Genomic DNA, 21,262 nt, shown 5'->3' with positions numbered 1-21,262 from the left:
GCCCGTGACGACTACTTCTTGCCGCAGCCGCCCGCGCCGCAGGCGTGCTCGGTGCCCTTCTCCGGCGTCGCGGCGGGGGTGGTGCCGTCGGTCTTCTGCGCGCCGCAGCCCGCCTCGGCGCCCTTGTCGCCTTCGGCCTTCTGCGCGCCACAGCTGCCCTCGGCGCCCTTCTCCGCGGCGGCCGGCTGGGCCTCGGCGGACTTGGTGGAGGCACAGCCGGTGGCGAGGGAGGCCAGGGACAGGGTGCCGACAATCGCCGCAAGAGCCTTCGCGTTCATGGGGTTGCTTCCTTTCGGTACTTCGTTGAGGGGGTTACTGCTCGAGCGCGCGAGTCATCTGGAAGCGCGATGAGCGCCAGCGTCGTTCTGGACATGGCGGACCTCATCTACGGATGTCGATGAATCGCGGATGCATCCGATACGCAACTTCCCGCACGTGGGTTACACCCACGACTTTCCAGTGCCTCGCGCAGCGCGCTGTCACGGGCCGGCACCAGTTGGATGCCCTCTGCGCCCGTCGTCACGCCCAGCGCTTGTAGCAAACCTTCCTGCTCCACAAAAGCAGGCCGCTCGAGGTGGCGGGCGAGCAGCGCATCGAACAGCGGCCGCCCCGCGACCTCGTCCACCGCCATGCCGAAGGCACCGAAGGTGGACGTGCTCCCCCGCGCCGCGAGCCCCTCCAACACATCCTCCAGGTGGCGTCGGTTTCCAGTGACACGGCGGATTTCCACATCGAGATGCAGGGCGAAGAGCGCGCCGGTCCAATAGGTGCCTGGGGAGAAGTCGCTGTCGGCGACGACCTCCTTCATGGTGCGGGCTTTCGCCACGCCTCGGCCGCGCCCGAAGCCGTCCACCAGCTCGCCCCAGGCGCGCTGGGCGCTTTGTCTTCCCGAGCGGACCTGGGCCATCTCCGTGAGGTAGGTGGCGAGGCCTTCCGACAACCACGGCACGCGCGGGAGGATGGCGGGATGCGCGAGGTGGAGCATCTCGTGGAGCGCGACCCAGTCGCGCTCGAACGAGGCTTCGGTGGCGTCCTGTCCCACGAGCAGCGAGATGCTGGGTGGAGAGCTCCACAGCACCATGCCGAAGAGGCCGGGGCCCTCGCGCCCGGGGACGGGGATGACCCGCACGGTGACGCGGGGATAGGGGAAGGCGCGGCGCACGGTGAGCACTTCGTCGGCGGTCCGCTTCAGCCAGTGACACACCCGCGCGTCGTCGAGGTGGGTGAAGTGGCCGAGCACCGCCACGTCCAGCACCGCGTCTTGAAGGACCACCTGACACCGCCGTCCACCGAAGGCGTGGAACCCCGAGTCGACGAGGTCCTCGGCGCGCAGGTGGTACAGGCCCGTGTCATCCGGTTGCCAGGGCAACAGGGCATCAATGCCTTCGACGACGAGCTCCACGCGCAGGTCGGGTGGCGCCAGGTTGGGGCGGATGAGGTACGTGCGCCCCGTGAGGTGCCACGTGTCCTCCTCGGTGCTCCCCGAGAAGAAGTCCCAGCCGTGTCCACGACGGCGGGGTTCGAGTGCATAGCGGTAGCGCAGGAAGCGGATGTCGCGGGGCAGTTGCACCAGGCCGTCGCGGACCGGGACGTCGAGACGCTCGCCGTCCTCGCGGAATGCGCTGACGGAGTCCACGCCGCCGGGGCGCGTGAAGCGGAAGGTGCGCGGCGTGCCTCGGACGAGGACGACCTCCACGTCGAGCGCGGGCGTGGGTTCGCGGACGTAGGTGAGGTTGTAGCGCAGCGCCACCGGGTCCTTCGCCGCGCGCGGGCGGACACCGCCGAGGCAGGACAGCGCCACGAGGCAGAGCAGCGGGAGCATCGAACGGATGCGCGCGTGGGACATCACGGACACAACCCTAGCCTGGAGCGAAGCGTGCGCGGGAGCGAAGCACGGGGAGCGAGCCCCCCATCGACGGAGGACCGCGACGCTCGGGTGCTGCCCGTGCAGCGGTGGGGGGAATACCACTCCGTGCGCATCAAGAGCCTGAGCGGCCACATCCATTGACTCGATTCCTCATCGACGTCCTGGCCCCGCGGGTGAGCACGAGGTCCTCGCGTTCGACTCGCCCGGCCCGAGCGCCAAGGCCGTGGAGACGCTGCTGGACCTGGACCAGGAGTTCCTCCCCTCGGACACCCCCTTGGCACACACGCTGGACTCGGGGCGTTGGAGGCCGCACTCAGCGATCCGCTGGACTCGAGTCCCCTTGAATGTGCCGCGGCACTCTCGTCGGTCAGTCCGTGGCGCGGCTCACTCGCCCTCGCGCCGGATGACAGCGGGAGTCAGCCCCGTGAGTCGGCGGAAGACGGTGGTGAAGTGGCTCTGCGAGCTGAAGCCGACCTCCAGCGCGATGTCGCGCAGGGACAGGGACGTGCGGCTCAAAAACTCACGCGCCCGCTCCACCCGTCGCTGCTGCACGTAGGCATGCGGCGTCATCCCCATGGACTGGCGGAAGGCGCGCGTGAAATAGAAGACGCTCAAGCCCGAGCGCTGGGCCAGCTCCTCCATGCGAATCCTCCGCGCCAGGTGCGCCTCGATGAAGAGCTGCACGCGATGGAGCGCGGCGGCGGAGAGTCCGCCACGCCGTCGCGCCGCCCTCGAACCTCCTGGCGTCTGGAGCAGCTTCGCCATCCGAGCGGCATGACGGTCCTGCACCGCCCGGGCCGCGGTCAGGAAGGTGGCGATGACCTTCAGGTCCGCATCCGACAGGGCTGACATCAGCTGGAACCCCTCGATGCGCAGAGGCCCCCAGAGGGCCTCTATCCACTCGCGCGCATGCTCGGTGAGCGCGAGCCGCACGCCACTTCCGGCGGCCTCCCGCCGGACATAGCCCGCGAGTTCCAGCCGGGCCACGTCGGTGCCCCGCGCGACAGCGCTCACGGGCAAGGGGCCTCCGAAGTGCAACTGCGCCAGGCACGCCAGCTCCGCGCGGCCGAGCGCGAGCACCTCCCCGACGGCCGCGTCGAACTCCGCGGAGGCATCCTGGAAGCGGACGATGTCGGTGCCAATCTGCTCGAGGAGGGCGTGTCGGGGAGCCATGAGGAACACCGCAGGATTCAGAAAAACAGCACAAGGGCACGAAAGACGCCCGCGCACCGCCGGACGCATCGTGCCCGCATGATGAACCTGAAGCTGTCGGCGGCGGAACTCTTCCTGTGGCTCTTTGTCATCAACCTCGGCGTCTCGTTCGGCGCGGGGCTCTATGAGCACCGCATCGTGCTGCCCAGGTGGCTCGACGCCACGGACGCGCACTGGCTCGCGGAGGCGGCGCGACAGGACGACGTCGGGCGGCGATTCTGGGCCTTCGTCAGCACGGGCCCCCTGACGCTGCTCACCCTTGCGAGTCTCGTCTTCGCCACACGCGCCACCGGGCCGCTGCGCTTCTGGTGGCTCGCCGCGGCCCTGGTGGCGCTCGCGGACAGGCTCTTCACCTTCTCGTACTTCATCCCCACCATGGTGCGGCTGATGCAGGCCCCCGACACCTCCGCCTCCGTCGAAAGCGCGATGCTCTGGGCGCGACTGAACCACCTGCGCCACATCCTGGTCGCGGGGGCATGGTTCGCTTCAGTCCAGGCCTTGTCGTGGCTCCGGGTGCGCCAGGCGCCGTGAGCCTCCCAGCGAGCCGCTCGACCTGGAGGGGGCGAGGGCACCAGGTCTTCCTGTTCATCCATCAGGGCGACCCGGCACTCCAAGCCATTCCGCGCGGCCCGCGTCGCCTCGGGTTCTTCGGCGTTGGCGCAGGTCATCCTCCAGACGCAGGCGCGTCACAGCCAACGGGGCGTCTTGAGCGACGCTCAGGGCCGCTGCTGCGCCAGCATCCAGGCGAAGACTTTCGGGTCCTTGTACACGGTGCCCCAGATGTAGTGATCGCCGCTCTCGAAGAGCGTGAACAGCATCGGCTTCGTGGGCGGCTGCCCGTTCGCATCGGTCGCCGTCTGGCCATCCACCCACTCCCACGTCCCGAGCGCGGGCCTGAAGAACGCGGTCCGCGTCTTCACCGGGTTGGTGGAGTACGTCGCCATGACGCTCCCCGAGCCTCCCATGGCCTGCCCGAGGAGGGTGAACCAGTTGGCCGTCGTCGCGTAATTGACGGCGCCGTCGTCAATCGCATGCGACGCCCAGAGGTGGAGGTCTGCGTTGACCATGGCTTGCGCCAGGGGGAGGGTCGACCCCCAGCCTCCGGTGCAGATGGGAATCGCGGCCGCGAGCTTCTGGGGGAAGAGGTACGCATAGTTGAACGTCCCCGCGCCCCCCATGCTCAACCCTGTCAGGTACATGCGCTTGCGGTTGACCTTCAGTGTCGACAGGAAGTGCTCGAAGAACGGGTCCAGGTGATGGATGGCCTCGTACTCGCTCCAGTTCCCCGAGGTCTGGGGCGCCACGAGGACGAACGGATAGTCCTTGCCCTCGTTGACGACGTAGCGCGGCAGGGCCTCCTCCAGCAGCTTCGGAAGGTCGCCGTTACCATTCCCGGACTGCCCGAGCCCGTGGAGGAAGAAGACGATGGGCCAGTTCGACCCCCCGTCGTATCCCGGAGGCAGGTAGATGAAGTGCCCATACCCGGTCTGCGTCGACGACTTCTGGACCCACTGCACGCGGCCGCGCTCGACAGGTGACGGGTCCACCTTCACCTTCATCCGCGACGCCACGGTGACGCCATCATCGTCCGTCACGCGCAGCTCGAACTCATAGAGCCCCTGCACCAGTCCGGAGACCGTGGCGGACAGGCCCGTGCCGCTCGTCGGCGTCACGTTCGACGGCCCCATGAGCTGCACCCACTGGTGGGACACCACCTGCCCATCGCTGTCGCTGGCCGTCCCCGTCAGCTGCGCGGTCGACGTGGGCAACACCACCGTCTGGTCCACCCCCGCCGACACCGCGGGCGGAGCGTTCACCGGAGCGCCAGCCGCGGGAGTCCCGAAGATGACCAGCTCGTTGGACGCACCATCGATGTTCCGCGAGAAATGCAGGTAGCGCGTGCGGGTGTTCACGCTCACCAACGGCCACTTCTCCCACTTGTCGGTGAGCAACGCGGGCAGACTCGTCCATGCGCCCGGCGTCCCCACGTCGAAGTAGACGTAGCCCTTCCTGTTCGGGTTGTCGTAGGTGTCGAACACGCCGACTTGCGTCACGTCATACAACTGGCCCAGGTCGATGACGAAACCCATGGGGTACTGATTCTCGTTGTACGCGACGTTCCCCCAGGTCGTCGCGGGCTTGTACGTCCACGGCCCTCGAGGGTCGCCAATCAGCGTCTGCTCATCATAGAGGTTCTGGTACGCGCCCAGCGTCGGACGGATGCCATCCGGTTGGACCATGCCCGGTGCAATGACAATCTGCTGCGCCACGAGGGGAGAGACCCTGGCGTCGTATTCCAACGGTTCTCCCGCGCGCTCCGGGACATCACAACCACCCGCCACCAGCGTCAGCGCGGCGGCACTCCATCTCAAACTCTCACGGACATGGGGGCGCATCACGGAACCTCCTCATTCAACGGTGAGGCGTTCGTGATATAGCAATGGCACCCGTCAAATCCAGACTAAACAGCAATTCCAAGAACAGAATCAGGTGGTCCACTTGACCACCCTGTTGCATTCGCATCCCATTTTCGAATCACGAAGCGCCACCGGACTTCTTCACCGGCGGCGCCGCCCCCGCGAGCAGGAAGGCACGCGCCGCCTCCAGGATTTCATCCGAGAGCGGCGTCGCCTTCGTCGCCCGCGCCAGCGTCATCGCCCCGAACAGGAGCGCCACCGTCGCCAGCGCACGCTGCCTCCCGGTGACTCCCTCCCCACTTGCGACCCGGGCCCCCAGCTCCGCGGCGAGCGCCTCCACGCCCTGCCCCAGCGCCTCCCGCGCCTCGGGCGTGCCCCGCGTCACGTCCGACAACACGGAGGGGAGGATGCAGCCCTCCTCCATGTCGTCACGGTTGTGGCGGTTCAAGTACCGCCGCACGAAGTGACTCAGGAACTCCGCGTCACGCAGCTCCTCCAGCCCTCCCAACCAGCGCGAGTGCTGATGCTGGAAGAACGCCCGCACCGACTCCGCGAGCAGCGAGTCCTTCGACGCGAAGTGCGCATAGAAGCCGCCCACCGTCAGCCCGGCCGCGCGCATGACGCGCTCCACGCTCGCGCCCGCGAACCCCTCCTTCCGGAAGAGCGACTCCGCCGCCGCCAGGATTCTCTCGCGCGTGGCCTGCTTGTGCTCGGGTGCGTAGCGCATCGCCGCCCTACTCCCGGCCACCCGGGCCCGCGGGCCTGAACACCATGCACGTCGTCGTCCCGTGCGCGTACAGCTTCCCGCTCGCGTCCGTCAGCTTCGCCTGCGCCGTCGCCACCCGCCCTCCCACGTGAATCACCTCCCCCGTGCACGTCAGCTTCCCCGTGTCCTGCGAGATGGCCCGCACCAGGTTCACGTGCAGCTCCAACGTCGTGTAGCCCGCCCCCACCGGCAACGTGCTGTGCACCGCGCACCCCAGCGCCGAGTCCAACAACGTGGCCGCCAATCCCCCGTGCACCGTCCCGATCGGGTTGTAGTGGTACTCCCCCGGCTCCACCTCGAACACCGCCCGCCCCTCCGACACCTCCACCGGCGCGAAGCCCATCAGCGACGCAATCGGCGCCCCCGGCACCTCCCCCCGGACGATGGCGCGCAGGTACTCCAGCCCCGACATCGTCTTCGCCGCCGCCACCCCCTCCCGGTAGTCCCGCCAGGTCACCGTCCGGGTCCGCGCGTCGCTCTCCGCCTCGCTCATGGCCTCTCCCTCGATGAAATGATGACCCTCATCGTCCCAGGACCGGACATCCACACGTTCCTCGACAATGAGGCTTGCCAGATGGAATGATACCCATAATACAAAGGGGCATCGAGCGCACGTCGCGAAGAAGGAGGGCCCACGGACGGCCGGACCGTGTGTTCTCCTGGCGTGCCATGCAAGGGAGCGGCGGATGCAGAAGCGGCGCGTGGTGGTGACGGGACTGGGGCTCATCAGCCCCTGCGGGACGGGCGTGGAGAAGAGCTGGGAGGCGCTGGTGCGCGGCCAGAGCGGCGTGGGCCCCATCACCCTCTTCGACGCGAGCGCGCTCGACTGCCGCATCGCCGGCGAGGTGAAGGACTTCAAGGTCGAGGACCACATCGAGCGGCGCGAGGCCCGACGCATGGACCGCTTCGCCCACTTCGCCGTGGTGGCCTCCGACATGGCCCTGGAGGACTCGGGCCTGAAGGTCACCCCCGAGAACGCCGAGCGCATCGCCACCATCATCGGCTCGGGCATCGGTGGAATCGGAAGCCTGGAGGAGACCTTCCGCCGCGCGCTGGAGAAGGGGCCGGACCGCATCAGCCCCTTCTTCGTCCTGCAGATGATCATCAACATGGCCCCCGGCTATGTGAGCCTGCGCCATGGCCTCAAGGGCCCCTCCTGGGCGCCCAACTCCGCGTGCTCCACCAGCGCCCACGCCATCGGCGAGGCGATGCGCGGCATCCAGCGCGGCGACTTCGACGTGGCGGTGGCCGGAGGCGCCGAGGCCCCCATCTCCCTGCTCGGCGTCGGAGGCTTCGCCGCCATGCAGGCCTTGTCCCTGCGCAACGACGCGCCCCATGCCGCCAGTCGCCCCTTCGACGCGGACCGCGACGGCTTCGTGCTCGCCGAGGGCTCCGGCATGCTCGTCCTCGAGGAGCTGGAGCATGCACGCGCCCGCGGCGCCCGCATCCACGCGGAGCTCACCGGCTACGGCGCCAGCGCCGACGCGCACCACGTCACCGCGCCCGCCCCCGAGCACGAGGGCGCCCAACGCAGCATGCGCGCGGCCCTGAAGGACGCCGCCTTGCGCCCCGCCGACATCGGCTACATCAACGCGCACGGCACCTCCACGGACGTGGGCGACCTCATGGAGGTCCAGGGCATCCACCACGTCTTCGGCGACGCCGCGCGCTCCGTCGCCGTCTCCTCCACCAAGTCGATGACCGGCCACATGAACGGCGCGGCGGGCGCCGCGGAGGCCGTCATCAGCATCCTCGCCCTCACCCGGGGCCTGCTGCCGCCCACCATCAACCTGGAGCGGTTGGATCCACGCATCGACCTGGACTGCGTGCCCAACACCGCCCGGCCCGCCCAGGTCGACGCCGTCATGAGCAACTCCTTCGGCTTCGGCGGCACCAACGTGTCGCTCATCTTCCGAAGGCTGATCCCCTGAGCCCTGTCCCGCATCATCCCTGTAAACCGCGAAAACTCGTTTACCAACGCACGCGAACCGCATGCCGCATCGCGGCGGTAAACACTTGACAAGGTGCGTCGAGCACCGCCCGGAACGCACATCCGCGCGAGAACAAAGTGCAACGATTACATGTGGTTGCACATGCTCGACAGGTATCGGACAGGTGGCAGTTGGCTGTTCCGTCGCCGGCCGCACAGGGGGAGCGCGGTCGAAAAACGCTGATTGCAAATCGGTAAATCGATTTGCAAAGTGGTTGAAAGGGTCCGTGAGGCGCGAGGGCCAGGCGCGCCCTGTGGTGGACCCGACTCAGCCATGAACGACAACGCACTGAACGCCAACGTGGGCCTGAAGCTCCGGGGTCTGCGGCTCGCCCGCAACATCAAGCAGGCGGACGCGGCGAAGGACCTGGGGGTCTCCCCCGCCTACTTGAACCTCATCGAGAAGGGCAAGCGCGTGATGCCCTTCCCGCTGCTCTGGAAGGCCCTTCGCTACTTCGACCAGGACCCCGAGCAGTTCATGTCCACGCTGGGCGAGGGCCGGGTGGACGAGGCGCTCGCGAAGCTGCTCGACGAGCCGCTGCTCAAGAGCCTGGACATCGACCCGGAGTCGCTCCAGTCGCTGTCGGCCGAGCCGAAGCTCGCCGGCACCGTGGCCGCGCTCTTCAACCTCTACAAGAACACGCGCACGCAGCTGGAGAACGTGCTCGCGCAGCTCAACGTGGAGGAGCGCACGCGGACCCAAGGCAGCAGCGCCGGCAACGGCACGGTGCCCGGCGTGCGCTTCGACTACTCGCCCTTCGACGAGGTGAGTGACTTCCTGGAGACGCACCGCAACTACTTCCCCGAAATCGAGGAGCAGGCGGAGGCCCTGCGGCGCGACGTGAGCCTGGAGCGCCAGCTCACCAGCGGGCAGCTGATGCAGCTGTTGGAGAAGCGCTTCGGCTACCGCGTGCTCATCGACGCTTCGCCCAGCGGCTCGTCCGTGGTGCGGCGGCTGGACCCGGAGGAGCAGACGCTCACGCTGTCACCGGACCTCACCGAGCAGCCGCTGAAGTTTCAAATCGCCGCGTCCATCGGCCTGCTCATGCTGGACAAGGAGAAGCTGGTCGAGCGCATCCTCGGCGCGGGGCGCACCCGGCACGGCGAGACGACGCGGCTCATCAAGGTGAACCTGGCCAACTACTTCGCCGGCGCGCTGATGCTGCCGTACGGGGACTTCTTCAAGGAGGTGCAGCGCACGCGCTACGACGTGGAGCTGCTGTCGAGCATCTTCGGCTCCACCTACGAGACGGTGGCCCACCGGCTGTGCAACCTGTCGGACCCGAAGCGCCCGGGCATCCCGTTCCACTTCCTGCGCTCGGACATCGCCGGCAACATCTCCAAGCGCTACAGCGGCACCGGCATCCGCTTCGCCAGCGGCGGCGGCAGCTGCGGCAAGTGGGCCGTGCACCTGGCGTTCCTCAACCCGTCCCAGCTCACCCGGCAGTATTCGATGATGCCGGACGGCACCACGTACTTCTGCTTCGCCAAGGTGCAGCTGCAGCCGACGGAGGGCTCCATCGTCAAGGGCACCGCCTACTCCATCGGCCTGGGCACCCACGCGGAGAACGCGAAGTACCTGGCGTACGGTCTGCCCACCAACGACCTGCGCAAGGATGCCATCCCCTCCGGCATCTCCTGCCGCTTCTGCGAGCGCACCGACTGCAACCAGCGCGCGGCGGCCAGCTACCGCTTCGCCTTCGCGTTCGACGAGTACACGAAGAAGGACTGCTTCTTCTCCCCGCTGCTGGGCTACGAGCAGGCCGACAAGGTGGAGAAGGAGCGCCACGTCGGGGGCGCCCACGGCGCCACTGGAAATGGCGGCGGCGCGCAGCCAGGCGTCAATGGCGCTGACGGGAGCGAGAAGCACGATTCGTTGGACAAGGCGGCCCGGCGCCGCAAGGGTGGCGACGCGTGAGCATGCACCCGCCCGAAGACACCGAACGCGCCCATCTGCTGGAGGCGCTCCAGAAGCAGAAGAACCAGCTGGCCACCCTGCGCATCACCGGCACGCCCACCACCGTGGGCCAGGGCCTGGTGAGCCTGGCGGAGCTGCACGGCCTGCTCGAGGACCACGCCGCCAGCCGCCAGTGCTACGAGGAGGCGCTCGGGATGTTCCAGGAGGCCGGCTACAAGCCGGGCCTGGCCCAGGCGTACTTCGGCATGGGCGTGGCCAAGGCGAACTTCGAGGACCACCGCGGCGCGCTGGAGCTCATCGCCAAGGCCGCGATGCTCTTCAACGAGACCAAGGACCGCGAGGGCGAGGCGATGTGCCGCGCCTGCGTCGGCGAGTCCCTGCGCGCGCTGGGTCAGCCCGAGGCCGCCGAGGAGAAGTACCAGGAGGCGCTCATCCTCTACCGCCAGACGCGCAACACCGGGCGCACCGCGCGGCTGCTGCTCGACATCGGCGACATCCGCATGGAGAAGGCCGAGTACGAGCCGGCCCGGAAGCGCTTCCTCGAGGCGATTCCCCTGCTGGAGCAGGGCGACGACCCCGAGGCGCTCGCGCTGGGCCACCTGCTGCTCGGCGAGTCCGAGGGCCTGCTGGGCAACCACGAGGGCGCGCGCTCGCACCTGCTGCGCGCGGTGGAGCTGTACCAGGAGCTGCACGACCACGTGCACGAGGCGCGCGCCCGGTGGGACCTGGGCCTGTCCTGCTACTACACGCAGGACCTGCCCGCGGCCCGGGAGCAGCTGGAGGCCGTGCTGCCGCTCTACGAGGAGCAGGGGCGCATGGACGAGGTCGCCAAGGTGCGCAACATCCTCGCCCACTTCGCCGCCCGGGGCGCCTGAAGCGCCCCACCGCCTTCCGGGGTGCCGCGCGTCACGCCTGGATGCCGGCCCCCACCGCCAGGGCCAACAGGCCCAGCACTCCCGCGGCGATGACGGCGTAGCGCCACTCTCCGCGCAGGCCCAGGAGCGTGCCCGCCACGCCCAGCCGCGCCACCGGCGTCACCAGCAGCAGCGACGCCGCCGCCTTGCGAAGCTGGTCGATGGCCACGTGCGTGCTCTCCGAGCCCGGCAGCGCCTCCAGCCCCAGCGACAGCACGAACATGCCGCCGCTGAGCACCGCGCCCACGCGCAGCACGCGGGCAATCCACCGGTCTCCGGCCAGCGCCCTGTCGCGCACGCGCGGGGTGCTCGGCGCGGGTGCCTCCAGGGTGCTCGCGGTGACGGGCTCCGACTCCAGCTCCGGCGCCGTCTCCGCCGCGGCCGGAGCGGACGTCGCCGCCACCGCGTTGTGCGTCAGCCTCGCAGGCTCCGCCATCACCGCGGAGACCGTTGGAGGTTCTTCTCCGTCCGGGTCCTCACCCCTCACTCCCAGATGCTCGGCCACAGTCCCGCCCCTCCCTTCCACAACATCTGCCCCGCCACCGTCAGCAGCACCAGCGCGAACAGCCGCTTGAGCACCGCCGTGGGGACCTTCGGCATCAGCCGGCTGCCCACATAGGCGCCGGCCAGCACGCCCACCACCAGCGGCGACACCAGCGCCAGCTTGAGGTGCCCGCGCAGCGCGTACGCGGCCACGCTCGCCGCGCCCGTCACGCCAATCATCAGGTTGCTCGTGGCGCTGGCCACCTTGAAGGGCACGTGCATGCCGTAGCTCATCAGCGGCACCTTCAGCGGCCCTCCGCCGACCCCCAGCAGCGCGGACAGGCCACCGGCCACGAACGAGCCGGAGATGCCCAGCGGATAGTTCGTCGGCTGGTAGTCGTCCAGCGTCGCCGGCTCGCGTCGGGGCGAGCGCAGCAGAATCATCTGCAGCGCCACGTAGAGCGTGAACAGGCCGAACACCACCGCCACCATCGCCGGCGCGATGAGCGCCGCGACGAGGCCCCCCGCGATGGCGCCCAGCACCGTGGCCAGCTCCAGCGTCAGCCCCAGCCGGATGTCACTCAGGTGGTTGTCCACATAGCCGGCGGCGGCCGCGCACGAGTTGGCCACCACGCACATGAGGCTCGCCGGCACCGCCTCCTCCAGCGGCAGCCCGAAGCCCAGCACCAGCGCGGGCACGAGCACGATGCCGCCCCCGATGCCGAGCATCGCTCCCAACGCCCCCGCGAGCCCGCCCACCACCATGAGGAGAAGTACCGTCATTCCTCCACGAGGATAGGAGCGGTGAGCCGCCTCGCACAGCGGCATTCCCCGACGGCAGGCAGGCTCGGCAGGACGGTTGCTCTGCGCGCGAAACGCCCTGGCACCGCAGGGCGTGGGGCGGGTGCGTCAAGCCGCTCGAACCCCCAGCGTTCCCTCGGGGAAGGCCTCCAGGAAGCGCGCCCGCGTCCGAGGCGTGAAGGTGCCCCTGGCCATGTAGCCGTGCAACCTCCGAAGGACTCCACGCGCCGACTCCAGCGCACCTTCGACCTCCTGGGCGAAGTCGAAGGTGTCGTTGCGATACAGCTCCTGGAAGGACAGGCGGGCGAAGGCGGGCAGCGCGCGCGTGCGGCCCACGGGGCTGGAGAGGAAGAGTCCGGAGACGTACAGCCCGCGCACCCAGCCATCCACGTCCGCCTTGGAGGGCGCCTGCCCCACGCGCTCCTGCGAGGACAGGCGCACCAGCTCGTAGATGCCCCGGCCGATGCCGCGCCACGGGAAGCCCGGGCTCTTCACCACCTGACACTTCTCGCGCAGCCGGGGCGTGCCGAGCAGGTCCACGCCGTGCAGCTCGCGCAGGTAGAAGAGCGTCTGCGCCCACTCGATGTCGCGGTGCGCGGCCAGCGCCCGCTCGCCCCGCCGGCGGTGCTTCACCACGAGCTGGTCGACGATGGGGTGCAGCCGGCGGTCCATGCACAGGTGCGTGAAGTAGCCGGACAGCAGGGCCAGTCCCGGCTCGGTGCCCACCAGCGCGCCCGTGGCGACGAGCTCCGCCATCTTCAGGCCGAAGCCCACCGGCGCGCGCTCGTGGTACAGCCGCGAGAACAGCGGCATCTCGCGCTCGGGCAGGAAGGCGGCGAGCCCGCCTCGGACGCCCTCGCACAGGGGCAGGTCCGGCAGCGCGGCGCCGAAGCGCGCGTAGGGCAGGTCCTCCGAGAGCGCACGCACCCACTCCGGAGGCAGCTCTCCGGGGTTGGCGGCCAACCGTTCGATGGCGGTCAGATGCATCAGCAAGGTGGGCATTGCCTGACTGCTACCCAGCCCCCCGCGGCAATGCAACGCTCGAATGAAATCCAACGCTTTGCGTGCAACAGGGCGGGCGTTACAGTCCGCGGCCTTTCGTCTTCCCTCATCCGTTCAGGAGTCCATCGGCCCATGAATTTCTCCTTCGTCTCCGGCGACGCCTCCCTTACGAATGGCGAGCTGCTCGTCATTCCGCTCTTCGAGGGTGAGCTGGGTGAGGGTGCCCCGGCGGGTCTCGTCGCGGCGGACAGCGCGCTGGAGGGCCGCCTGCGCGGCGCCGCCACCCAGGAGGGCTTCAAGGCGAAGGCGGACCAGTCCCTGGTGATGCACACGCTCGGCCGCACCCCGGCGGGCCGGGTGCTGCTGTTGGGCCTGGGCAGCCGCGCGCGCTTCCACCCGGAGGTGCTGCGGCTGGCCGCCGGACGCGCGGCGAAGACGGCCCAGCGGCTGAAGGTGGCCTCGCTCGTGGTGGCGCTCCCCGTCACGGACGCGCAGGCGGACGCGGTGCGCGCGGTGGTGGAGGGGCTGGAGCTGGGCGCGTACAAGTTCGACAAGTACAAGTCCTCCGCGCGCGAGGAGAAGGGCGCGAAGAAGCCCGTCAAGGTGTCCCTGGTGCTGCCCGAGGGCGTGGAGAAGTCGCGTGACCTCGAGGACGCGCTCGCGCTGGGCAAGCGCGTGGCCGAGGCGGCCAACTGGGCGCGCGACCTGGTGAACGAGCCGCCCAACGCGGTGACGCCCACGGTGCTGGCCGAGGCGGCGCGCAAGTCCGCCAAGGAGCACGGGCTGAAGATCACCATCGGCGGTCAGCGCGAGATCGAGAAGCTGCGGATGGGCATGTTCCTGGGCGTCACGGCCGGGAGCACCGAGGAGCCGCGGCTCATCCACGTGGAGTACACGCCGAAGAACGCGCGCGACGCGAAGCGGCCTCCGCTGGCGCTGGTGGGCAAGGCGATCACCTTCGACTCGGGCGGCCTGTCGCTCAAGCCCACCGAGGGCATGGTGGACATGAAGACGGACATGGCGGGCTCGGCCGCGGTGCTGGGCGCCATGCAGGTCATCGCGCAGCTCAAGCCGCCCTTCCCCGTGCATGCCTTCATCGGCGCGTGCGAGAACATGCCGGCCGGCAACGCGTACAAGCCCGGTGACATCCTCACGTCGCGGCTGGGCAAGACGGTGGAGATCACCAACACGGACGCCGAGGGCCGGCTGGTGCTGGGCGACATGCTGACGTGGGCGTGCGAGCACAAGCCGTCCGCCGTCATCGACCTGGCCACGCTCACGGGCGCGTGCATCGTCGCGCTGGGCAACTACATCGTCGGCGCCTTCGGCGACGACGACGACACCGTCAACCAGGTGCTCCAGTCCGCGCGCACCGCGGGCGAGGAGATGTGGCGCCTGCCGGTGAGCGAGCTGCAGAAGGACGCGCTGCGCTCCGAGGTCGCCGACATGAAGAACTCCGGCGAGCGCTGGGGCGGCTCCATCAACGCCGCGCTGTTCCTCAAGGAGTTCGTCGGCGACACGCCGTGGGTGCACCTGGACATCGCGGGGCCGTCCAACAGCCCCAAGGAGCGCGGCTACCTCTCCAAGGGCGGCACCGGCGTGGGCGTGCGCACCCTGGTCGAGTGGGTGCGGCTGCGCGCGCAGACGCAGGGCGAAGAGGTGGCCGAGGCCCCCGCGAAGCCCGCTCGCCAGGCGCGCGGCGCGAAGAAGTCCACGCGCGGCTGACGCCTCCTGTCGGCGGTGTCCGCGAGCCCCACGCAGGTGTGGAGCTCGCGGCGGCGCTTGCGCGTACCGCGCAGGCGCGTGGCGCTGCGTGAGGATCGGGCGCGCCAGGCGACCTCCAGCGACGGAGGAAGCTCAGGGACGCGCGGCCTGAGGCACGGTGCCCGGCAGCGGCTTCTTGCGCTCCGGCAGCGGCCGGATGCCCTGGATGAGGGCATCCACGTTCTGGATGTCACCGGCGGGCGCCAGCGCGGGCCAGGTGGCCAGCATCATCAGCACGCGGCCCTCCTGTCCCTCGCGCACGGCGACGCGGCCGTGCACGCCCTCCCCCACCTGGAAGTCGAAGCCCACCGCCTTGTCCGACAGCGCGAGCGGCACCGGGTCCGTGGTGGTGAAGCCCGGCTGCTGACGCAGGCCCTCCGCGAGCCGCTCGGCGAACTGGGTGGGTGACACCACCTCCGGCGCCACCTGCAGCACCACCTGCGCGTTGGAGGGCGGGTGGCGCAGGACGACGGGAATCGCCAGTCCCTCCGGCGTGCGCTCGTTCGTCACCACCAGGTGCCACTCGTCGCTGGGGCGGATGATTTCGAACCCCAGCTCCTCGTCGACGTAGGGCCCGGACACCGACGCCGTCTGCGCCGCCACCGGGGGGCCGGAGCCGCCCGTGCCCGGCTCCGTCGCCGCCGCGTCGGCCTTCACGGCCTGGCGCGAGCCACTGCACGCCGTGCCCAACACCAGGAAACCCCACGCCAGCTTCCGCAGAACACCCATGACACGCATCCCCCGACCACCAACGCCGTGGTCGCGAACGTGGCCATGTGGCGCCTGCTAGGCCAGCCCTCCCTGGAGGGTGCGGTAGGTGTTGGACAGCCGCTCGGCCACGTCCGGGGGCAACACGTTGCGCGCGGTGAACAGCGCATAGGACACGATGGCGTCCAGCGCCTCCAGCGTCAGCGCCCGCGCCACGGCCTCACCACCTGACGCTAGGTTCGCCCGCAGCCGCGTCACGTCCACCCGCCCGTCCGGCCCGAGCACCACACCGGAGAACGCGTCCTCCAGCCCCGAGGGCGGCGCGTCGAGGAAGCCGCGCATCAAGTCCACGTCCTGCCCCGCGTCGCGCAGCGCGCGGTGGATGAGCGACAACAGCAGGTTGTAGCGCTCCTCCGCGGACAACAGCTCCCAGGCCATGCCCTCCACCGCGGGCGCCGGGGGCACGGCAGGCGCCGCGGGCTTCACCTGGAGGTGGCCCCCACGCACGCACTCCTCCAGCCACGTGAAGAACGTGTGCGCGCCGCTCTCGCGCACCAACCGCAGCTCGCCCACCGTCGTGCCGGAGCCCATCCGCTGGAAGAAGCGCTCCTCACCCGCGCGCGCGCCAGCAGGGCCCACCTCCACGCGCGTGTCGTCCGGATAGCGGCGCCTGAGCCGCGACAGCTCCTCCGAGCGCTTGATGCCGGTGAGCACCAGGTCCCGCGTGCGCTCCGGCAGCTTCACCACGTCCGCCATGGGCGCGGGTCCCTCGACGAACAGGAAGCTGCCGTCCGTCAGCTCGAAGAGGCTCAGCACCACCTCGCGCACCACGTACGTCATGGCGCTGTAGAGGTTCGCCTCGGAGACCATGCCCTCGGACGTGAGCACCTGGCCGATGCGCCGCGACGGCGTCACGCGCGAGAGCGCCTGCGTGAGCTGCGCCTGCGTCACCAGCCCCAGCCGCACCAGCACCGCGCCCAGCCGCTCCCAGCGCTCCGTGGACGTGGCGAACACCACCTGCCCGTCCCGGAAGGACACCGTCCTGCGAACGGCGCCGTGCTGCACGGCCAAGAGGCCGCTGCGGATGCCCGTGAGGACGTGGGCGAAGACCTCCTCCACGGACAACGTCCCGAGCGTCCCGGCCAGGAAGCCGGCGAAGCCCGAGGGCTCATGGAGGAGCACCATCCCCTCCGGCCCGTGGAACCAGGCCGAGAGGGGACGGGAGGAGGACAGGCCCTGGGAGAGCGACTTCTCCAGGTCGAGGGAAGTCGCCTCGCCACCGAGCCGGGGCGTGGCCTTGGGTTTCTGGGCCACCGCCCGTGTCCTCCGTGCGTCGGGATTACTTCTGCGCCGTCGGCTTCAGCTCGGCGTCGATGATGCTCTTGAACTCCTCGAAGGGCTGCGCGCCGGAGAGCATGATGCCGTTGATGAAGAACGCCGGCGTGCCGCTGACGCCGACCTTCTGCGCGTCCGCCATGTCCGTCTTCACGATGGTGGCCTTCTCACCGGAGTCCAGGCACTTGTCGAACTTGGCCTGGTCCAGCTGCAGCTCGCCCGCGTACTTCTTGAGGTTCTCCACCTGCAGGGCGCTCTGGCTGGCGAACAGCTTGTCGTGCATCTCCCAGAACTTGTTCTGGTCCGCCGCGCACAGCGACGCCTCGGCGGCCTTCTGCGCCTCCTTGTGGAAGTCGAGCGGGAACTGGCGGAACACCAGCTTCACCTTGCCGTCGTACTCCTTGAAGACCTGGTCCACGGCGGCGTTGGCGCGGCTGCAGAACGGGCACTGGAAGTCGCTGAACTCGACGATGGTGACGGGCGCGCTGTCCGGACCCTTCGACGGACCGGTGGCGGCCACCTGCTTGCGCTCGGCCGGCGGGCGCGGCGGCTCGGGCAGGGTGATCTGCACGTTGGCGTTCTTGCGCAGCTCCGCGAACAGGGCCTGGGCGCGCTCCTGCTTGGGCTGCTGGGTGAGGAAGTCGACGATCTGCGGCTTCATCTGCTCGAACGTCGAGCCGGGGGGCAGCTGGCCCTTGGCGCCGTCGAAGACCTCCTTGATCTTCTCCTCGGTGGGCGCCTCGACCTTGTCGTCGATCTCCGCCTTGAGGAACTGGTCCTGGGAGATGCCGCGCTTCTTGGCCTCCGCGTCGACCAGCTTCTCGGTCACCATGCCCTCGAGGCCGCGCTTGCGCAGCTGGAACTTCTGCTTCTCGAGGTTGGCCAGGGGCTCCGAGACGCGCTCGTTGAGCTCCTTGTAGGTGATCTTCTGTCCGTCGCCGAACGTGGCGACCACGGTGTCCGGGGTGGGCTCACCCGGAGTGGCCGCGGCGGCGGCGGGAGCCTGCGCGGTGGCCGGCGCCTTCTCCTTGTTGCAACCGGCGGTGAACGAAGCCGCCAGCAGCGCGGCGAGGATGACGGGGGTTGGACGCATGGGCATAAGCCCGCGACTTAGTCGAGGCAGCCCCGACCTGCAAGGAAATGCAAGACGCCCTTTCAGGCGACGAGCGGCTCCAGCTCCAGCGCGCCAGCAAGCCCGGGCAGGCCCAGCTCCAGGCCCTCCACGTCGCGGCGACGCGCCGGGACAATCTCATAGCAGCTCGGGTCCGACAGGACCTTGCGCACCAGCTTGTGATTGAGCGCGTGCCCCGTCTTGTAGGCCGTCAGGTGGCCAATGACAGGCCTGCCGAACAGAGACACATCACCGATGGCGTCCAGGATCTTGTGACGCACGAACTCGTCGGTGAAGCGCAGGCCCTCGGGGTTGAGGATGGAGACCTCGTCCACGACGATGGCGTTGTCCAGCGAGCCGCCGCGCGCCAGGCCCAGGCTCTTGAGCTTCTCCACGTCGCGCAGGAAGCAGAACGTGCGCGCGCGCGAAATCTCCCGCGAGAAGTCCCGGTCGCTGAAGTCCAGGTCGAACGCCTGGCCCTGGATGACGGGGTGCTCGAAGTCGATGGTGCAGCTGATGCGGAAGTGGCGCGACGGGGTGAGCGAGGCCTGCTTGTCGCCGTCCACCACGGACACCGGCTTCTTGATGACGAGCAGCTCCTTGGGCGCGTCCAGCTCGCGGACGCCCGCCTCCTGGATGAGGGCCGCGAACGGGGCGGCGCTGCCGTCCATGATGGGCACCTCCGGGCCGTCCAGCTCCACCCGGGCGTTGTCGATGCCCATGCCCGCCATGGCCGACATGAGGTGCTCCACCGTGGCCACCTTGACGCCGTCGCGGCCCAGCGTCGTCGCCAGCACCGTGTCCACCACGTACTCCGCCAGGGCGGGGATGCTCACCGGCCGGGGCAGGTCCGTACGCACGAAGACGATGCCGTGCCCCGCAGGGGCCGGACGCAGCGTGAGCGTCACCTTCGCGCCCGAGTGGAGCCCGATGCCCTGGAGGCTGGCGGTCTTCGAGAGGGTGCGCTGGTTGTAGGAAGACGGGGGCATGTCGGTGTCGCCTCGTGGCTGCTCGTGCTGCGGGACTTCCGAACGGTCATCTGGCCAGATGGCGCCGGAATCGTTCAACAGTGGTCTGACGCGACGCGCAGATTCAGCAAGTGGCATGCCACGACCGCGTGACATCCCGGGGGCCTCCGAGGGGTCCTTGAGTGGCTCGAACCCGTTGGAATGGCTGGTCTTTTTCTGACATCGCGGTGGGTGCCCCTCGTGGCCAGACACCCGCCCCCCGTTGGAGGCCCGGTGAAATCGCCCGAAACCGTGACATTGGTGTCCGGGATTCCATCACCGCCTCCGCCGCCGCCCATCACCGTGACGCGCTTCGTAACGAAGCGTGTCTTCCATGCAACACGGGGGCGTCCATAGCGCAAGGAACTGGCTGGAAGCAAACACGCCCCGTATGAGCACCCGTCGTGGGGGCTTGCGTCATACGGTGCGCGTGGGCGTGGGTCCTCGCAACCCCGTCCTGAGCGGCTCAGCGGGGTGCGGGGGCCACGAAGCGGTCCCTCAGGGCCTCGGCCTCCTGGCGGTCGAAGCCCCTGCCCTGCAGGAGGGTGCGGCGGCTGACAGCGTGGAAGGTGGACTCGAGCGTCTGGCTGAAGCGGCGCAGGTCCTCGGCGAGGCGGGAGCGGATGCCGGGGCCCTCGGGCGGCCAGGGCAGCTCCACCAGCAGCGCGGTGAAGCGGTCGAAGGCGTCGTAGTCCGCGTAGCGCAGCAGCTGGTAGCCGCCGTCGTGGAAGTAGCCCAGGAAGCTCTTGAGCGCGTCCAGGGCGCGCTCGGCGGCGGGGACGTCGTCGGCGCGCAGGTGGCCCTCGGCGGCGCGGCACAGCTGGGCGTAGACCCACAGGTCCTTGCGCAGCCGCAGCGCGGCGTCCTGGGGGCTCACCAGGTGGTCGAAGACGCCGTCCGTCAGCCCGCCGTTGGGCGCGAGCGACTCCACCAGCGCGACGACCTGCGTGCGCAGGAGCGTGGTGAAGGCGGCGGCGGCGCGCTGGGGCGCGTCCGGCTCGCGGTCCACGTGGGCGAGCACCTCCCGGCCGATGCGCTCGGCCTCCTTGGCCAGGTCCCGCGCGGCCCTCAGCGCGGCGGCCTGGAGCGCCTTGGAGCCCGCCCTGGGGGACAGCTCCGCGTGCATCCACGTGGCCAGGGCGTGCGTCTCGCTGCGCACCAGGGCCAGCAGCACCCGGACGCGGCGCGGCACGGGCGGCGTCCCTTCCGCGTCCACGTAGGACAGGTAGTGCAACAGCCGGAACAGGCCCAGGAAGGCGGTGGCGAAGGCCGTCCGCGGCTCCTCTGACATCTGTGACAGGGTGTCCAGGATGCGCACGGAGCGCAGCCGGTCGTACTCGACGCGGAACTCCAGCGGGCGGAAGGGCCGGAAGTAGCGGTTGAGGACGATCTCCTTCAGCGCGAGCTTGCCCAGGTCCTGGAACAGGTTGAGCCGCGCGGTGGGGAGCTGGAGCAGGTGGTCCAGGAGGTTGCGGAGCGCGTCCAGGTCCTCTCGCAGCACGAAGAGGCTCTCCGGGGCGGTCTGCTGGTCCAGCTCCTCTTCGATGAGCGCGCGGCGCACCCGGTCGTCGGCCAGCTGGGTCTCCACGTACTTGCGGAAGACCATCTTCTGGTCGCTGTCGGGGTCCTGCAGGTGGCGGGCGACGCGGATGGCGCGGTCCATGGCGTCGCGCACGTCCACCAGCTCCTCGTGGAAGTCGCGGGTGACGAGCGGCCGGTCCTTGGCGTCCACCACGGCGGTGAGGTTGAGGTAGCGCTCCACCGCGCGCAGCAGCATCTCGAACTCGAAGAGCAGCTCCTCGCGGCCATCCACCGGCACGCCGCGCAGCCAGCGCTCGCGCTCGGCTAGGAAGCCCGCGCGTGACGTCTGCGAGGCCCGCATCAGGTCCGCGTAGAAGTCACGCGCGACGCGGAGGGTGGTGGGTCCGGAGGCGGGAGACGCGGGAGAGGTGGCCTGGCTCATGGCT

The 21,262-nt window shown here is 69.7% G+C and carries 19 protein-coding genes; 5 read left to right on the top strand and 14 right to left on the bottom strand.

What is annotated here, in order from left to right; all coding sequences use genetic code 11:
• Nucleotides 1–11: 11 nt before the first annotated feature.
• The 3 genes from K8640_RS02860 to K8640_RS02850 form a co-directional block, all read right to left on the bottom strand.
• Entirely contained in the window at nt 12–278 is a 267-nt protein-coding gene (locus tag K8640_RS02860; protein ID WP_223745656.1) for a hypothetical protein, read from the bottom strand.
• A gap of 107 nt (nt 279–385) precedes the next feature.
• Nucleotides 386–1,846 (bottom strand): hypothetical protein, encoded by a 1,461-nt coding sequence (locus K8640_RS02855; protein WP_223745655.1) that lies wholly within the window; start codon nt 1,844–1,846, stop codon nt 386–388.
• A 405-nt stretch (nt 1,847–2,251) separates the two neighbouring features.
• Nucleotides 2,252–3,040, bottom strand: coding sequence for an AraC family transcriptional regulator (locus K8640_RS02850; protein ID WP_223745654.1), 789 nt, complete (start codon nt 3,038–3,040; stop codon nt 2,252–2,254).
• 78 nt (nt 3,041–3,118) lie between these two features.
• On the opposite strand from K8640_RS02850, the gene K8640_RS02845 reads away from it, so the two are divergent.
• Nucleotides 3,119–3,610 (top strand): DUF1772 domain-containing protein, encoded by a 492-nt coding sequence (locus K8640_RS02845; RefSeq protein WP_223745653.1) that lies wholly within the window; start codon nt 3,119–3,121, stop codon nt 3,608–3,610.
• A 185-nt stretch (nt 3,611–3,795) separates the two neighbouring features.
• On the opposite strand, the gene K8640_RS02840 is transcribed toward K8640_RS02845, so the two are convergent.
• The 3 genes from K8640_RS02840 to K8640_RS02830 form a co-directional block, all read right to left on the bottom strand.
• Nucleotides 3,796–5,475: a PKD domain-containing protein gene (locus K8640_RS02840; protein ID WP_223745652.1), complete on the bottom strand. Its 1,680-nt coding sequence runs from the start codon at nt 5,473–5,475 to the stop codon at nt 3,796–3,798.
• 139 nt (nt 5,476–5,614) lie between these two features.
• Nucleotides 5,615–6,223: a TetR/AcrR family transcriptional regulator gene (locus tag K8640_RS02835; protein ID WP_223745651.1), complete on the bottom strand. Its 609-nt coding sequence runs from the start codon at nt 6,221–6,223 to the stop codon at nt 5,615–5,617.
• Nucleotides 6,224–6,230: 7 nt separating this feature from the next.
• A complete protein-coding gene (locus K8640_RS02830) occupies nt 6,231–6,755 on the bottom strand; it encodes a PaaI family thioesterase (protein ID WP_255652583.1) in 525 nt (174 codons plus the stop codon).
• A gap of 193 nt (nt 6,756–6,948) precedes the next feature.
• On the opposite strand from K8640_RS02830, the gene fabF reads away from it, so the two are divergent.
• The 3 genes from fabF (at nt 6,949) to K8640_RS02815 (ending at nt 11,045) form a co-directional block, all read left to right on the top strand.
• Nucleotides 6,949–8,193, top strand: coding sequence for a beta-ketoacyl-ACP synthase II (fabF, locus tag K8640_RS02825; protein ID WP_223745650.1), 1,245 nt, complete (start codon nt 6,949–6,951; stop codon nt 8,191–8,193).
• Between the two features lie 333 nt (nt 8,194–8,526).
• A complete protein-coding gene (locus K8640_RS02820) occupies nt 8,527–10,170 on the top strand; it encodes a short-chain fatty acyl-CoA regulator family protein (RefSeq protein ID WP_141325894.1) in 1,644 nt (547 codons plus the stop codon).
• Between the two features lie 2 nt (nt 10,171–10,172).
• Nucleotides 10,173–11,045, top strand: coding sequence for a tetratricopeptide repeat protein (locus tag K8640_RS02815; protein ID WP_141325893.1), 873 nt, complete (start codon nt 10,173–10,175; stop codon nt 11,043–11,045).
• A 31-nt stretch (nt 11,046–11,076) separates the two neighbouring features.
• Here the strand turns inward: K8640_RS02815 and K8640_RS02810 are convergent, their stop codons facing one another.
• From K8640_RS02810 to K8640_RS02800, 3 genes are all read right to left on the bottom strand, one after another.
• On the bottom strand, nt 11,077–11,523 hold the full coding sequence (locus K8640_RS02810) for a hypothetical protein (protein ID WP_370640311.1): 447 nt from the start codon (nt 11,521–11,523) through the stop codon (nt 11,077–11,079).
• 44 nt (nt 11,524–11,567) lie between these two features.
• Nucleotides 11,568–12,350: a sulfite exporter TauE/SafE family protein gene (locus K8640_RS02805; RefSeq protein WP_046715030.1), complete on the bottom strand. Its 783-nt coding sequence runs from the start codon at nt 12,348–12,350 to the stop codon at nt 11,568–11,570.
• Between the two features lie 126 nt (nt 12,351–12,476).
• Nucleotides 12,477–13,370: a zinc dependent phospholipase C family protein gene (locus K8640_RS02800; protein WP_141325890.1), complete on the bottom strand. Its 894-nt coding sequence runs from the start codon at nt 13,368–13,370 to the stop codon at nt 12,477–12,479.
• 132 nt (nt 13,371–13,502) lie between these two features.
• Here K8640_RS02800 and K8640_RS02795 point away from each other — a divergent pair, with 132 nt between their 5' ends.
• Nucleotides 13,503–15,095, top strand: a complete 1,593-nt coding sequence (locus K8640_RS02795; protein ID WP_223745648.1) for a leucyl aminopeptidase — start codon at nt 13,503–13,505, stop codon at nt 15,093–15,095.
• Nucleotides 15,096–15,227: 132 nt separating this feature from the next.
• On the opposite strand, the gene K8640_RS02790 is transcribed toward K8640_RS02795, so the two are convergent.
• The 5 genes from K8640_RS02790 to K8640_RS02770 all read right to left on the bottom strand — a co-directional run bounded on the left by K8640_RS02790 (nt 15,228) and on the right by K8640_RS02770 (nt 21,258).
• On the bottom strand, nt 15,228–15,863 hold the full coding sequence (locus K8640_RS02790) for a hypothetical protein (RefSeq protein WP_223745647.1): 636 nt from the start codon (nt 15,861–15,863) through the stop codon (nt 15,228–15,230).
• A gap of 57 nt (nt 15,864–15,920) precedes the next feature.
• Complete coding sequence (locus K8640_RS02785) at nt 15,921–17,156, bottom strand: DUF4388 domain-containing protein (RefSeq protein ID WP_223745646.1); 1,236 nt, start codon at nt 17,154–17,156, stop codon at nt 15,921–15,923.
• Between the two features lie 25 nt (nt 17,157–17,181).
• A complete protein-coding gene (locus K8640_RS02780) occupies nt 17,182–18,270 on the bottom strand; it encodes a thioredoxin domain-containing protein (RefSeq protein ID WP_370640304.1) in 1,089 nt (362 codons plus the stop codon).
• 62 nt (nt 18,271–18,332) lie between these two features.
• Nucleotides 18,333–19,277: a UDP-3-O-acyl-N-acetylglucosamine deacetylase gene (lpxC, locus tag K8640_RS02775; protein WP_223745644.1), complete on the bottom strand. Its 945-nt coding sequence runs from the start codon at nt 19,275–19,277 to the stop codon at nt 18,333–18,335.
• A 484-nt stretch (nt 19,278–19,761) separates the two neighbouring features.
• The gene (locus tag K8640_RS02770; RefSeq protein ID WP_223745643.1) at nt 19,762–21,258 is read right to left on the bottom strand and encodes a hypothetical protein; all 1,497 of its coding nucleotides are present in this window, start codon (nt 21,256–21,258) and stop codon (nt 19,762–19,764) included.
• Nucleotides 21,259–21,262 lie beyond the last annotated feature (4 nt).

The organism is Myxococcus sp. XM-1-1-1, from assembly GCF_020037095.1.
GTDB classification, from domain to species: Bacteria; Myxococcota; Myxococcia; order Myxococcales; family Myxococcaceae; genus Myxococcus; species Myxococcus fulvus.
This window is presented reverse-complemented; position numbering and strand designations above follow the sequence as displayed.

Excerpts from the sequence above, each read along its gene's own strand:
- K8640_RS02860 (WP_223745656.1), bottom strand. The coding sequence starts at position 278 with ATGAACGCGAAGGCTCTTGCGGCGATTGTCGGCACCCTGTCCCTGGCC.
- K8640_RS02855 (WP_223745655.1), bottom strand. The coding sequence starts at position 1,846 with ATGTCCCACGCGCGCATCCGTTCGATGCTCCCGCTGCTCTGCCTCGTG.
- K8640_RS02850 (WP_223745654.1), bottom strand. The coding sequence starts at position 3,040 with ATGGCTCCCCGACACGCCCTCCTCGAGCAGATTGGCACCGACATCGTC.
- K8640_RS02845 (WP_223745653.1), top strand. The coding sequence starts at position 3,119 with ATGATGAACCTGAAGCTGTCGGCGGCGGAACTCTTCCTGTGGCTCTTT.
- K8640_RS02840 (WP_223745652.1), bottom strand. The coding sequence starts at position 5,475 with ATGCGCCCCCATGTCCGTGAGAGTTTGAGATGGAGTGCCGCCGCGCTG.
- K8640_RS02835 (WP_223745651.1), bottom strand. The coding sequence starts at position 6,223 with ATGCGCTACGCACCCGAGCACAAGCAGGCCACGCGCGAGAGAATCCTG.
- K8640_RS02830 (WP_255652583.1), bottom strand. The coding sequence starts at position 6,755 with ATGAGCGAGGCGGAGAGCGACGCGCGGACCCGGACGGTGACCTGGCGG.
- fabF (WP_223745650.1), top strand. The coding sequence starts at position 6,949 with ATGCAGAAGCGGCGCGTGGTGGTGACGGGACTGGGGCTCATCAGCCCC.
- K8640_RS02820 (WP_141325894.1), top strand. The coding sequence starts at position 8,527 with ATGAACGACAACGCACTGAACGCCAACGTGGGCCTGAAGCTCCGGGGT.
- K8640_RS02815 (WP_141325893.1), top strand. The coding sequence starts at position 10,173 with ATGCACCCGCCCGAAGACACCGAACGCGCCCATCTGCTGGAGGCGCTC.
- K8640_RS02805 (WP_046715030.1), bottom strand. The coding sequence starts at position 12,350 with ATGACGGTACTTCTCCTCATGGTGGTGGGCGGGCTCGCGGGGGCGTTG.
- K8640_RS02800 (WP_141325890.1), bottom strand. The coding sequence starts at position 13,370 with ATGCCCACCTTGCTGATGCATCTGACCGCCATCGAACGGTTGGCCGCC.
- K8640_RS02795 (WP_223745648.1), top strand. The coding sequence starts at position 13,503 with ATGAATTTCTCCTTCGTCTCCGGCGACGCCTCCCTTACGAATGGCGAG.
- K8640_RS02790 (WP_223745647.1), bottom strand. The coding sequence starts at position 15,863 with ATGGGTGTTCTGCGGAAGCTGGCGTGGGGTTTCCTGGTGTTGGGCACG.
- K8640_RS02780 (WP_370640304.1), bottom strand. The coding sequence starts at position 18,270 with ATGCGTCCAACCCCCGTCATCCTCGCCGCGCTGCTGGCGGCTTCGTTC.
- lpxC (WP_223745644.1), bottom strand. The coding sequence starts at position 19,277 with ATGCCCCCGTCTTCCTACAACCAGCGCACCCTCTCGAAGACCGCCAGC.
- K8640_RS02770 (WP_223745643.1), bottom strand. The coding sequence starts at position 21,258 with ATGAGCCAGGCCACCTCTCCCGCGTCTCCCGCCTCCGGACCCACCACC.